General features: G+C 67.7%; 6 protein-coding genes. 3 read left to right on the top strand and 3 right to left on the bottom strand.

Going from position 1 to position 12,333, the window contains the following annotated elements; genetic code table 11:
* Positions 1 to 126: 126 nt before the first annotated feature.
* A complete protein-coding gene (locus NA11_RS29595) occupies positions 127 to 672 on the bottom strand; it encodes a TetR/AcrR family transcriptional regulator (protein WP_069165318.1) in 546 nt (181 codons plus the stop codon).
* Positions 673 to 757: 85 nt separating this feature from the next.
* Between NA11_RS29595 and NA11_RS29590 the strand changes: the two genes are divergently transcribed.
* Positions 758 to 2,293, top strand: a complete 1,536-nt coding sequence (locus NA11_RS29590; protein ID WP_069165317.1) for an MFS transporter — start codon at positions 758 to 760, stop codon at positions 2,291 to 2,293.
* A 51-nt stretch (positions 2,294 to 2,344) separates the two neighbouring features.
* Here the strand turns inward: NA11_RS29590 and NA11_RS29585 are convergent, their stop codons facing one another.
* Entirely contained in the window at positions 2,345 to 3,895 is a 1,551-nt protein-coding gene (locus tag NA11_RS29585) for an adenylate/guanylate cyclase domain-containing protein (RefSeq protein ID WP_069165316.1), read from the bottom strand.
* A gap of 219 nt (positions 3,896 to 4,114) precedes the next feature.
* Positions 4,115 to 5,836 carry a DUF4407 domain-containing protein gene (locus NA11_RS29580; protein ID WP_069165315.1) on the bottom strand — a complete coding sequence of 574 codons (1,722 nt, stop codon included), beginning with the start codon at positions 5,834 to 5,836 and terminating at the stop codon, positions 4,115 to 4,117.
* Between the two features lie 246 nt (positions 5,837 to 6,082).
* Between NA11_RS29580 and aroQ the strand changes: the two genes are divergently transcribed.
* Together aroQ and gltB are read left to right on the top strand one after the other, a co-directional pair.
* Entirely contained in the window at positions 6,083 to 6,655 is a 573-nt protein-coding gene (gene aroQ, locus NA11_RS29575; RefSeq protein WP_084655182.1) for a gamma subclass chorismate mutase AroQ, read from the top strand.
* A gap of 986 nt (positions 6,656 to 7,641) precedes the next feature.
* The gene (gltB, locus tag NA11_RS29570; RefSeq protein WP_069165314.1) at positions 7,642 to 12,291 is read left to right on the top strand and encodes a glutamate synthase large subunit; all 4,650 of its coding nucleotides are present in this window, start codon (positions 7,642 to 7,644) and stop codon (positions 12,289 to 12,291) included.
* The last annotated feature ends 42 nt before the right edge of the window (positions 12,292 to 12,333 follow it).

The following is a 12,333-nucleotide window of genomic DNA, read 5'->3' as shown; positions in this document are numbered from 1 at the left end:
TGCCGGGTCGGCGGCTGGTAGCACGGGCCGAGTGTAACCGGCGCGGCGGACGGAAGCCCTTCTTCAGTTATGTGGCAGCCGCCTTGTGGACGCGACTGCCGCGCCGCGTGGCACGTCAGCCGTCGCTCAACGATCCAGGAGACGCCCGACCACTGCGCGATAGCGCGCGGGGTCGATCGGCGGGAGGCCGAGCAGGGCACGCAGGTAGACGCCGTCGCCGACGAGCCGGACGAGGTCGGCCTGCACCGGGTCGTCGATCTCCTTGTCCAGGCCGTCGGACCACGAGCTCATCATCTCGACGAGCGCCTGCTGCACCTCGTCGGTCTGTGCGTCCTTCGCCGCGTCGATGGTGCGCATGGTGGCCAGCATGGACCGGTAGAGCTCGAGCTCGACCGCCTCAACGGCGTTGTCCGGGTTGGGTGTCTGCAGGTACCACTCGGCGACCGAGTGGCCGTGGTCGATGGAGTCGGCCAACTGCTGGCTCGCGCGTTCGGTGAGCCGTCTGACCAGTCCGGCGAGCAGTGCGTCCTTGCTCTTGAAGTGATAGAGCAGCCCGCCTTTGGAGACGCCTGCCGCTGCGGCGACGTTCTCCAACGTCACTTGCGACAGTCCTTTGTCCAGCAGCAGGGATTCGAGCGCGTCCAGGATGCGGTCGCGGGTGGTTGCCGTCACCTGCGCAACTATACCGGCTGGACGGTAAGGTCTGGTACTGTACCGTCTGGACGGTAGGAAGATCGCGACGAAAGTCGAGAAGGCAATGACCACCCACACCCAGACCTCGAATCACCCCCCGACAACGAAGACCCCGCCCCGCGCCACCGCGCGCGACTGGGCGGGCCTGGCCGTGCTCGCGCTCGCCCTGCTGCTGCTCGCGGTCGACGCGACGGTGCTCGACCTGGCCGTGCCCGCGATCAGCGCCGACCTGGCGCCGACCACCCCGCAGCTGCTGTGGATCATCGACGTCTACTCGTTCGTGCTGGCAGGCCTGCTCGTGATGATGGGCAACCTCGGCGACCGGATCGGCCGCCGCAGGCTGCTGCTCATCGGCGCGGCGGGCTTCGGCGTCGCCTCACTGCTCGCGGCCTGGGCGGTGTCGCCCGAAATGCTGATCGGCGCGCGTGTGCTGCAGGGTGTCGCCGGTGCGACGCTGATGCCTGCGACGCTCGGCCTGATCCGTTCGATGTTCCTCGACCCGCGGCAGCGGACCGTTGCCATCGCGGTGTGGAGCGCGATGGCAGGCGGCGGCGCCGCGGCGGGACCGCTGCTCGGCGGCTGGCTGCTCGAGCACTTCTGGTGGGGCTCGGTGTTCCTGGTGAACCTGCCGGTGATGCTGGTGCTGATCGCACTCGGCCCGTTCCTGATTCCGGAATCCCGTGACCCGAACCCCGGCCGATTCGATCTGCCGAGCGCGGCGCTCTCGATGCTCGCGCTGGTGCCGGTCGTGTACGCGGTGAAGGAGACGGCGGCGCACGGGCTCAGCCTGACGATGGCGCTGATCGCGGCGGTCGGTGTGCTCGCAGGCGTGCTGTTCGTGCGCAGGCAGCGCACGCTGGCGAACCCGATGCTCGACCTGAAGTTGTTCGCGCTGCCCAGGTTCCGCACCGCGGTGCTGACCAACCTGCTCTCGGTGTTCGCGCTCGCGGGCGTGCTGTTCTTCGGCTCGCAGTACCTGCAGCTCGTGCTCGGTCAGTCGCCGATGCAGGCCGGTCTGTTGCTGCTGCCCGGCCTGGCGGCCAGCGTCGTCGCGTCGCTCGCGGCGGCCTGGCTGGTCCAGCGGGTGCGGCCGGGTGTGGCGCTCGGCGGCGGGCTGACCGTCGCCGCGGTCGGCTCGGCGCTGTTCCTCTGGTTGAGCCCGGATGTCGCGACCAGCACAACGCCGTTCATCCTCGGGTTCCTGCTCATCGGCGCCGGTGTCGGTGTCGCGCTGACGGTTTCGGCGGACCTGGTGGTCGGCTCGGCGCCTGCCGAGCGGGCCGGTGCGGCCGCCGCCGTGTCGGAGACCGCCTACGAGACCGGCATCGCGCTCGGTGTCGCCATCCTCGGCAGCGTGGTCATGGCCATCTTCCGCAACGGCCTCGACCTGAGCAACGTGCCCGACGACCGGATCGGTGCGGCATCGGAATCTCTCGGCGCCGCCACCGGTTTCGCGCGCGAACTGCCGCAGTCGGTCTCGAACGCCTTCCTCACCTCGGTGCACGAGGCGTTCGTCTCCGGCATGCACTTCGCGGCGCTCGGCACCGCGTCGATCCTGCTGATCGCCGCCGTGCTTGCGTTCCGCGCCGCCCGCGCGTAACCCGTTGGTGCGCACCCGCTCCGGAACTGGGGCGGGTACGCACCGACAGGGTCAGGTGCCGCTGGGGCGGGCGAGCCGGGTGGTCGCGATGCGGCCACGGAGGGTGACGGATTCGCCGAGCTTCCAGTGCGCGGCCTCGGTCGCCGCCGCGGCCTCGACGGTGTTGGCGGAGACCAGCAGCAGGTCGTCCTGCTTGGCCATTTCACAGAGGCGCGCCGCCTCGTTGACCGCATCACCGATCACCGTGAACTCATAGCGTTGGCGGGCACCCACATTGCCCGCCACCACCCGTCCGGCGGCCACACCGATTGCGGCGATGAAGTCGTGGGTAGTGTCGTCGAGCCGCTTGCGGATCGCGCGGGCACAGGCGAGCGCCGCGCCGGGCGCGTCGGGAAGCTTTGCCGGCGTGCCGAATACCGCGAGGGCGGCATCACCCTCGAACTTGTTGAGCAGCCCGCCGTACCGTTCGACCTCGTCGACCACGATGTCGAAGAAGCGGTTGAGGATGGCGACCATCTCGGCGGCGGGCAGCGTCGCGGCCATCGTCGTCGACCCGACGATGTCGATGAACAACGCCGCCGCATCGGTTTCCACCCCGCCGAGCGTCGGATTGCCCGCCAGCGCTGCGTCGGCGACTTCTCGGCCGACGTGCTTGCCGAACAGGTCCCTGATCTGTTCGCGTTCGCGCAGTCCCTCCACCATGTGGTTGAAACCGCTCTGCAGCTCGCCCAATTCGGTGCCGTCGTAGACGGTGATGGCGACGCTCAGATCACCGTCCTCGACCTCGCGCAGCGCTCGCCGCACCCCGCGGATCGGCGCGATGGTCGCCGACACGGTCTGCATCATCAGCAGCAGCCCGAACACCAGCGTGGCCCCGCCGAGCGACAGCACACAGACCGCGAGCCGGGCGGTGCTCACCGAGGAGTCGACCAGTGCCCACAGCGCCACGATCATCGACAGCGTCACCGGCACGCCGGCGCCGAGCATCCAGGCCAGCAGCGAGCGCCCGCGGACACCGATGCCACGCCTGCGTCGCGACGGCGCCGCGTCGAGCACCCGCGCGGTGACGACGCGCATCGCGAACTCCGCGATCAGATAGCTGTTGGCGCAGACCACGATCGCACTGAAGCCGATGCCGAGCACGAACTTGGGGATCAGCGCGGGCTCGGTGATGGCATAGAACGGCATCAGCACCACGGCGCCGAGTAACCACAGGGCGGCCTGCTGCAGCACCAGGTGACGTGGCATCGCGGCCGCGGCGATCTGCTCCGATTCGGTCGGGACCTGCTCAGGTTCGGTGGCCCACCGCAGGCTCCGCAGGCCCTTCATCGTGCCCCAGTACGCACCGACCACGAACGCGAACACCCCGTACAGCGGGGCGGCGACGAAATTCAGCAGCACGAGGTCCTGCGTGAAGACCGGTGGGCCGGGCAGCACGAAGCAGATCAGCGCGATCGTCACCGCGACACCGATGAAGTTCGCGATCAGCAGCGGAATCGTCAGCAGCAACTGGACCCGGATGCGCCGCATCCCGGACGACTCGTCGATCGGTCCGAGCAGCCGCGACCCGAACGCTGCGGAGGAACGATCTCTGCGGGCCATGGGACGTAAGCCTAGGCCGGATCCCACCCGCAGAGCCGGACCGGAGGTCCACGTCTGCCCGAGCGCATCGAGCAGCGGCCGCGGGCGGGCCGCCGAACTTGTCGATGCTCGGCGCAGGCGATGCAGGCTACGCCCGCACGGGAGGGTGCGCGTGCGGGTGCGCGGGGCCGTGCGGTCCCGGTCCGATCGAGCGCGTCGAGCGGTCCGCACGGCGGGTGCTCAGTGCCCGCGCGGCAGTTCGCGTCGGCCGCGGCCCGGCAATTCGGGGGTGCCGCGCCCGGTGAGCTCGTCTCGGTGCTCGGCGGCCGAAAGATCGTGTGGCCTGGCCCCGGTGGACTGCGTCAGTGCCGAATAGTGCGGATCCTGCTGCGTGTAGTCCGCGTCGACGACCGTTGCGGCGATGCGCTGCGCATGCCAGGGGTCGGCGCCGGGGGTGAGCTGATGGCCGGAACCGGTCGGTGCGTGCGAGTCCTGCGTGTCGACGGTGACCTTGCGGGTGCGGCGCAGCGTGAAGGTGATCTCCTCGACCTCTTCGAACGCCTGGCGCGCGGTGCGCAGCGGGTGCGTCGCGGTGTCGAAAGCGTTGGCCACGAACGAGGGCACCAGCGGGCGGATGAAACGGGCGGCGGTGTCGGTGAACGGAACGGTGCCGATCAGCGGAAGTTCCAGGCCGCCACCGGTCTTGGGCGCCGGGCGCAGTGCACCCGCTCCGGTGTTCGGGGCGAGTGCGCCGGAGGCGACGGGGGCGGGCAGGTTCGGCGTCGCGAATCCTTCAGACACGGAGCTGTCCTTTCGGTGGTCAGCCGGTGCGGCTGGGAGTTGGCGCGGCGGCTCGGAGATGCCGATCTCCACGCCGCCGATCGCCGCGATGATCCTGGTGCGCTGCCGTTCCCGGTCGATGGCCGTGTCGGCCTCGACGGCAAGGCGGGCGGCGGTGAGTTGTTGGTCGGCGCGCAGTGCCTCGGCCTCCGCGCGCACCTCGGCCCGCTTGACGGCGATGGCCGTTTCGGCCTCCTGCTCGGCGCGATCCAGCACGTCGCGGGCGGCGTTGCGCCGGTCGAACGAGGTCTGTCCGCGCCACCACCGCAGCACCAGCGGCAGCAGTGCCAGTGCGATCAGCGCGACGATGGTGAGGATGCGCAGCGGCAGCGCGCCCGCGTGGTGCGTGGTGTAGTCGTTCATGGCCTGCCAGCGCGCGCCGAGACCACGGTCGGCGCCGGCGAAGGCCGCCGATTCGGCTGTCGCCACGGCCTTTTCCTCGCCTGCGATCCGCTGGTCGAGGACATCGACCCGGCCCTGCGTCGCGGCGAGCTGCTTGCGGGCGTCGTCGAGCATGTCGTTGGCGGTCTGCGCTTCCGGGCCGCGGCCGGGCACATTCGTGATCCGGGTCTGCGGGCATTCCGGGCTCGGGTTGAACTCGCAGCGGGCGATCACCAGCGCGCGGTCGATATCGGCCTGCGCCTTGGCAATCGACTGATCGAGCGCGGTCCGGTCGGCGCGTGCCCGGTCCAGGTCGGCGCGGGCGGTGACTACCTGTGGTGCGGCGGCGACCGAGCGCTGGGCCCGCTCGTCGAGGGTCCGGTCGACGCTGCCGCCGAAGACCACGATGGCGGCCAGTTCCGCGATCAGCCCACCCGTGAGCACCGCGACGGCGATGCGGGCGAGCAGGCCGAGCCGATCCGGTCCACCCTGCGGGCGGGCGGTGACGACGGCCCGTGCGATCGCGCCGGTGAGCGCCGCGACCACCAGTGTCACCGCAAGTATCGCGAGCAGCGCCCAGGTACCGGTCGAGGCCAAGGCAAGGGCCGTGATCACGCCGGACACGGTCGCGAACAGCAGCACCACCGCTCCGGTGACGGCATATCCGGTGCGCTCGTGGCGGTAAGCGACTTCGCCGTGCTGACCACCGCCGAGCCACGTGAACAAGCCGGTGACGGTCATGGGAACTCACATCCTCTTGGTCCCAGTCGATTTCGTGGGCACGGGCACGTCGCGCGAAAAAGCCTGCGAAACCGTCACGGTTTCGTTGTCACAGCGTGACAGGACCGAACCCGACACACCGAGTACGAGCGGGTGTATGTGGCCGAGTTCACATATCGACGGACACGTTGCTGATTCGGCTTGACCGACGTGCCTAGTCTGAGTCGATGACCCGGTGCCGTTCGAGTGATCTCAGGAGGTCAGGACATGCGGCTTGTGTTGTTGATGGTGGTGTCGGCGGCGCTGCTCATGTCGCCGGTTAGCGCGGGCGCGGCTCCCGGCGACGAGTCGCTGGATCGCTTGGTCGCGCTGGTGCTCGAACGGCTCGACACGGGCGACACGGTGGCGGCGGTGAAGTGGAAGGCCGGGGCAGCGTCCGGCACCGAGCCGGCCATCGACGATCCGGCGCGCGAGGCCCAGGTCTACGACGCGATGGCGCGGCTCGGTGCGGAACGCGAGTTGCCGGAAACCTGGATCAGGCAGGTGTTTTCGGGTCAGATCGAGGCCAACAAGACCGTGCAGCGCGGGTTGATGATGCGGTGGCGGTTCGATCCGGCGGCGGTGCCGGGTGCGCCGGCGGACCTGGCGTCGGTGCGGCCGATCATCGACCGGGTGAATGGAGAGATCGTGGACCAGATGGCCGCGCGGCGGGTGCAGTTGAGCGCGCCGGACTGCGCGGAACGGGTGGCGCGCAGCGTCTTCGGTGTCTTCGCGACCGGGCAGGCGGATGCACTGCACCAGGCGGCGCTGGTGCGCGCCGCCGCAACACTGTGCCCGTGAAGCGCTGAATCTCGCGGCGAAGTCGATTACTTAACTTCTCCTTAGGAGTTCTCGCACCGAGTCGTTAAGTGCACCTAATCGCTGGAATCGTCAGTCTTTAAGGGCGCGAGCCGCATTCACGGACGATTCTTCGGCGAAAGGGCATTCGGCCCGCAATAAAATCGCGAAGTTACGCCGTGAAGGCAGTTGTGTTTCGTCGCCAAAAATGTGGCGAACACCACTCTCGACGGTTTGCTGATTATGTGCTGAAACCCACAGCTGCCAAAAGAACCCGGACGGTCGGATCCTGCTCCTGGCTCGTCACGACCCCTGTCGGATTTATCTCATCCAGCCCGGTTTCGAGTTAGCCACCGCTGGATGGTTTGCCGGGTGCTGAGCAAGGGAAATCATCTTCGATGCAGGTGAGAGCGGTTTCGTGCCCGATTCGCGAGGTTTGGGACGGCTGTCATGTGCCGGCTGTCGTCGACCGAAGCCCGGCGTCGCGGGATCGATCATGGGGTGCCCGCTGCTTTACACTGGACAACGCGCACACGTGGAGGACCGAATTGAAGAAGCCCAGCTAGACCCCGTTATTAGTACAACCTAAGTTGGTTGGGCCCCGGACCTGACTTATCGTTTGCTCTTACGCCGAACACAGAATGGTCGGCAGACTCGCCCGCTCGGGCAGCTCCTAACCGGTGCTCAGCGTAACGGGCGGGAACCCGCGCGGAGGTAAGGATCTTGTAAGGGATCCGTTACCGACGAGCACCCACTACGTCCCTGAAGCGGGTGAAACAACTGGAGACGTGACTGCACAGCGCGGTGCGAACGTCAGGCTCGGAGGCGGAAGCTTGCGTAACCACGCAGAGCCCGAGAGCACCGCCAATCGAACACTGAGACCATCAGCGCGGCTGGTTTCGGAACGTACGGGCGCAGTCTTGTACGGAGGCATTCAGGCGAAATTGGGCCTTTCTATTTCGTCGAACGCCCTTCTTGAAGGCAGAGGCATGATGCAACTTCCTGGCCACCGGTCACCTGGACCCGTCGGGCTCTACGACCCGGCGAACGAACACGACGCCTGCGGTGTCGCGTTCGTCGTCGACATGCACGGCCGCCGCAGCCGCGACATCGTCGACAAGGCTATTACGGCTCTGTTGAACCTGGAGCACCGTGGTGCCGCAGGCGCTGAACCCAACAGTGGTGACGGCGCAGGCATCCTGATCCAGCTTCCCGACCGTTTCTTCCGGGCCGTCGTTGACTTCGAATTGCCGAAGGAGGGCTCCTACGCCTCCGGCATCGCCTTCTTGCCGCAGGCCCGCAGGGAAGCCGCGCGTGCCGCGTACGGCGTGGAGAAAATCGTCAAGGAAGAAGGCCTCGAGGTCTTCGGTTGGCGTGAGGTGCCGATCGACGAGTCGTCGCTCGGCGCGCTGTCGCGCGACGCCATGCCGACCTTCCGGCAGATCTTCATCGGCTCTCCGAGGGGTGCGGCCGAAGAACTCTCCGGGATGGATCTGGAGCGCCGGGCCTACGTGATCCGCAAGCGGGTCGAGCACGAGCTCGGCAAGGCAGGCTCCGGCGAGGGCGCCGTCGGCAAGGAGTCGGTGTACTTCCCGAGCCTGTCCGGCCAGACCTTCGTCTACAAGGGCATGTTCACCACGCCGCAGCTGCGCGCGTTCTACCTGGACCTGCAGGACAGCCGGGTGGAGTCGGCGCTCGGCATCGTGCACTCGCGCTTCTCCACCAACACCTTCCCGTCCTGGCCGCTGGCCCACCCGTTCCGCCGGGTCGCGCACAACGGCGAGATCAACACCGTCACCGGCAACGAGAACTGGATGCGGGCGCGCGAGGCGCTGCTGCGTTCAGACATCTTCGGCATCGACTCCGCGGGCAACAACCGGCTGGAGAAGATCTTCCCCGTCTGTACCCCGGGGGCGAGCGATACCGCGCGCTTCGACGAGGTGCTCGAACTGCTGCACCTCGGCGGCCGCAGCTTGCCCCATGCCGTGCTGATGATGATCCCCGAGGCGTGGGAACGCAACGAGACGATGGATCAGCGCCGGCGCGCGTTCTACGAATACCACTCGATGCTGATGGAGCCGTGGGACGGCCCCGCCTCGGTGTGCTTCTCCGACGGCACCGTTGTCGGCGCTGTGCTCGACCGCAACGGCCTGCGCCCGAGCCGCATCTGGATCACCGAGGACGGCCTGGTCGTGATGGCCTCCGAGGTCGGCGTGCTCGACATCGACCCGTCGAAGGTGGTCCGCAAGGTCCGACTACAACCCGGCCGCATGTTCCTGGTCGACACCTCGCAGGGCCGCATCGTCGGCGATGACGAGCTGAAGACCCAGCTTGCGGCCGAGCACCCGTACCAGGAATGGCTGGACGCGGGTGTGACCAAGCTCGAGGACCTGCCAGACCGCCCGCACGTGCACATGTCGCACGACCGGGTGCTGATCCGGCAGCAGATCTTCGGATACACCAACGAAGAACTGAACCTGCTCATCTCGCCGATGGCCAAGACCGGCGGCGAGGCGCTCGGCTCGATGGGCACCGATACCCCGATCGCGGTGCTCTCGTCGCGGCCTCGGCTGCTGTTCGACTACTTCTCCCAGCTGTTCGCGCAGGTCACCAACCCGCCGCTGGACGCGATCCGGGAAGAGGTGGTGACCAGCCTGCGCCGGGCCATCGGCCCGGAGGCCGACCTGATGCACCCAGGTCCGGAGTCGTGCAAGCAGATCGCCATCGAATCGCCGATCATCGACAACGACCAGCTGGCCAAGCTGGTGCACATCAACGACGACGGCTCCCAGCCCGAGCTGCGTTCGGTGATCGTGCGTGGTCTTTACCCGGTCGCCAAGGGCGGCAAGGGACTTCGCAAGGCGCTCAAGGCGATCAACACCCAGGTGTCGGCCGCCATCGACGGCGGAGCGCGGATCGTCGTGCTGTCCGACCGTGAGTCGAACGAGAAGCTGGCGCCGATCCCGTCGCTGCTGCTGACCTCCTCGGTGCACCACCACCTGGTGCGCGAGCGCACCCGCACCATGGTCGGCCTGGTCGTCGAGGCCGGTGACGCCCGCGAGGTGCACCACATGGCGATGCTGGTCGGCTTCGGCGCGGCCGCGATCAACCCGTACATGGCCTTCGAGACCATCGAGGACATGATGGAGCGCGGCCTGCTCGACATGCCGGGCAGCACCGGCGATCACGTGGCCGATTTCAGCAAGGCGGTCGCCAACTACAACAAGGCCGCGAGCAAGGGCGTGCTGAAGGTGATGTCCAAGATGGGCATCTCCACGCTGGCGTCCTACACCGGCGCGCAGCTGTTCCAGGTGATCGGCCTGTCGCAGGAGCTGGCCGACGAGTACTTCACCGGTCTGCGCTCGCACCTGGACGGCATCGGCCTCGAGGACATCGCGGCCGACGTGGCCGAGCGGCACCGGATCGCGTTCCTGGAGAACCGCAACGAGCGCGCGCATCGCGAGCTCGAGGTCGGCGGCGAATACCAGTGGCGGCGCGAGGGTGAGTACCACCTGTTCAACCCGGACACCGTGTTCAAGCTGCAGCACGCGACCCGCTCGGGTCAGTACTCGATCTTCAAGGAGTACACCAAGCTGGTCGACGACCAGTCCGAGCGGCTTGCCTCGCTGCGCGGCCTGTTCAAGTTCAAGAAGGAACGCGCGTCGATCTCCATCGACGAGGTCGAGCCCGCCTCGGAGATCGTGAAGCGGTTCTCCACCGGCGCGATGAGCTACGGCTCCATCTCGGCGGAGGCGCACGAGACCCTCGCGATCGCGATGAACCGCCTCGGCGGACGGTCGAACTCGGGTGAGGGCGGCGAATCGCCCGCGCGCTTCGAGCCGGAGGAGAACGGCGACTGGCGGCGCAGCGCGATCAAGCAGGTTGCCTCCGGCCGCTTCGGCGTGACCGCGCATTACCTGACCAACTGCACCGACATCCAGATCAAGATGGCGCAGGGCGCCAAGCCCGGCGAGGGCGGCCAGCTGCCCGCGCACAAGGTGTACCCGTGGGTCGCCGAGGTGCGGCACTCGACGCCGGGCGTCGGCCTGATCTCGCCGCCGCCGCACCACGACATCTACTCGATCGAGGACCTGGCGCAGCTGATCCACGACCTGAAGAACGCGAACCCGCAGGCGCGGATTCACGTGAAACTTGTTGCGGAGCCCGGCGTCGGCACGGTCGCGGCCGGTGTGTCCAAGGCGCACGCGGACGTGGTGCTGATCTCCGGACACGACGGTGGCACCGGCGCCTCGCCGCTCACCTCGCTCAAGCACGCGGGTGGCCCGTGGGAGCTCGGCCTGGCCGAGACCCAGCAGACGTTGCTGCTCAACGGACTTCGCGATCGGATCGTCGTGCAGGTGGACGGTCAGATGAAGACCGGCCGCGACGTGATGATCGCGGCGCTGCTCGGCGCCGAGGAATACGGTTTCGCCACTGCGCCTTTGGTGGTGTCCGGCTGCATCATGATGCGGGTCTGTCACCTCGACACCTGTCCCGTCGGTGTCGCGACGCAGAACCCGGTGCTGCGCGAACGCTTCACCGGCAAGCCGGAATTCGTCGAGAACTTCATGCTGTTCATCGCCGAAGAGGTCAGGGAACACTTGGCGCTCTTGGGCTTCCGCACGTTGGACGAGGCCATCGGCCGGGTCGACCTGCTCGACACCGCCAAGGCCAAGCAGCACTGGAAGGCCAGCAAGCTCGACCTGTCGCCGATCCTCGACGACGTCGAGACCGCGTTCATGTACCAGGACCGGCGCTGCACCAAGACGCAGGACCACGGCCTGGACAAGGCGCTGGACCAGCAGCTGATCTCGCAGAGCCGCGATGCGCTCGAGCGCGGCCAGGCGGTGAAGTTCGAAACCAAGATCACGAACGTGAACCGCACCGTCGGCACCATGCTCGGCCACGAGGTGACCAAGCTCTACGGTGGCGCGGGCCTGCCCGACGACACCATCGACATCACCTTCACCGGCTCGGCGGGCAACAGCTTCGGCGCCTTCGTGCCCGCGGGCATCACGCTTCGGGTCCAGGGTGACGCGAACGACTATGTCGGCAAGGGGCTTTCGGGCGGCCACCTGGTTGTGCGCCCGTCGCTGAACGCACCTGCCGAGTTCAAGGCGGAAGAGAACATCATCGCGGGCAACGTGATCCTGTTCGGCGCCACCAACGGCCAGGCGTTCATCAACGGTGTCGTCGGCGAGCGGTTCGCGGTGCGCAACTCCGGCGCCACCGCGGTCGTCGAGGGCGTCGGCGATCACGGCTGCGAGTACATGACCGGTGGCCGCGTCGTCATCCTCGGGGAGACGGGACGCAACTTCGGCGCTGGCATGTCCGGCGGTGTCGCATTCATCTACAACCCGAACGGCACCTTCGAGGACAAGCTCAACATCGAGCAGGCCGACGCGGTCGAGCAGCTCTCCGGTGACGACTTCACCTGGCTGCGCGACATCATCACCCAGCACCGCGACCAGACGGGTTCGGCTGTCGCGGAACGCATTCTGGGCGACTGGTCGCAGCAGGTGAACCACTTCGTGAAGGTCATGCCGCGCGAATACAAGAAGGTTCTGCTCGCCATCTCGGAAGCGGAGAAGGCAGGCAAGGACGTCGACGAAGCGATCATGGAGGCGGCCCGTGGCTAGCACGCGACGCATTCAGAAGCTGAGTCCGATGTTCACCGGCAA

It is taken from the genome of Nocardia altamirensis NBRC 108246 (assembly GCF_001612685.1).
Taxonomy (GTDB): Bacteria; Actinomycetota; Actinomycetes; order Mycobacteriales; family Mycobacteriaceae; genus Nocardia; species Nocardia altamirensis.
The sequence above is the reverse complement of the archived record's forward strand: the minus strand, read 5'-3'. Positions and strand labels throughout refer to the sequence as shown.

Excerpts from the sequence above, each read along its gene's own strand:
- NA11_RS29580 (WP_069165315.1), bottom strand. The coding sequence starts at position 5,836 with ATGACCGTCACCGGCTTGTTCACGTGGCTCGGCGGTGGTCAGCACGGC.
- gltB (WP_069165314.1), top strand. The coding sequence starts at position 7,642 with ATGATGCAACTTCCTGGCCACCGGTCACCTGGACCCGTCGGGCTCTAC.
- NA11_RS29585 (WP_069165316.1), bottom strand. The coding sequence starts at position 3,895 with ATGGCCCGCAGAGATCGTTCCTCCGCAGCGTTCGGGTCGCGGCTGCTC.
- NA11_RS29590 (WP_069165317.1), top strand. The coding sequence starts at position 758 with ATGACCACCCACACCCAGACCTCGAATCACCCCCCGACAACGAAGACC.
- aroQ (WP_084655182.1), top strand. The coding sequence starts at position 6,083 with ATGCGGCTTGTGTTGTTGATGGTGGTGTCGGCGGCGCTGCTCATGTCG.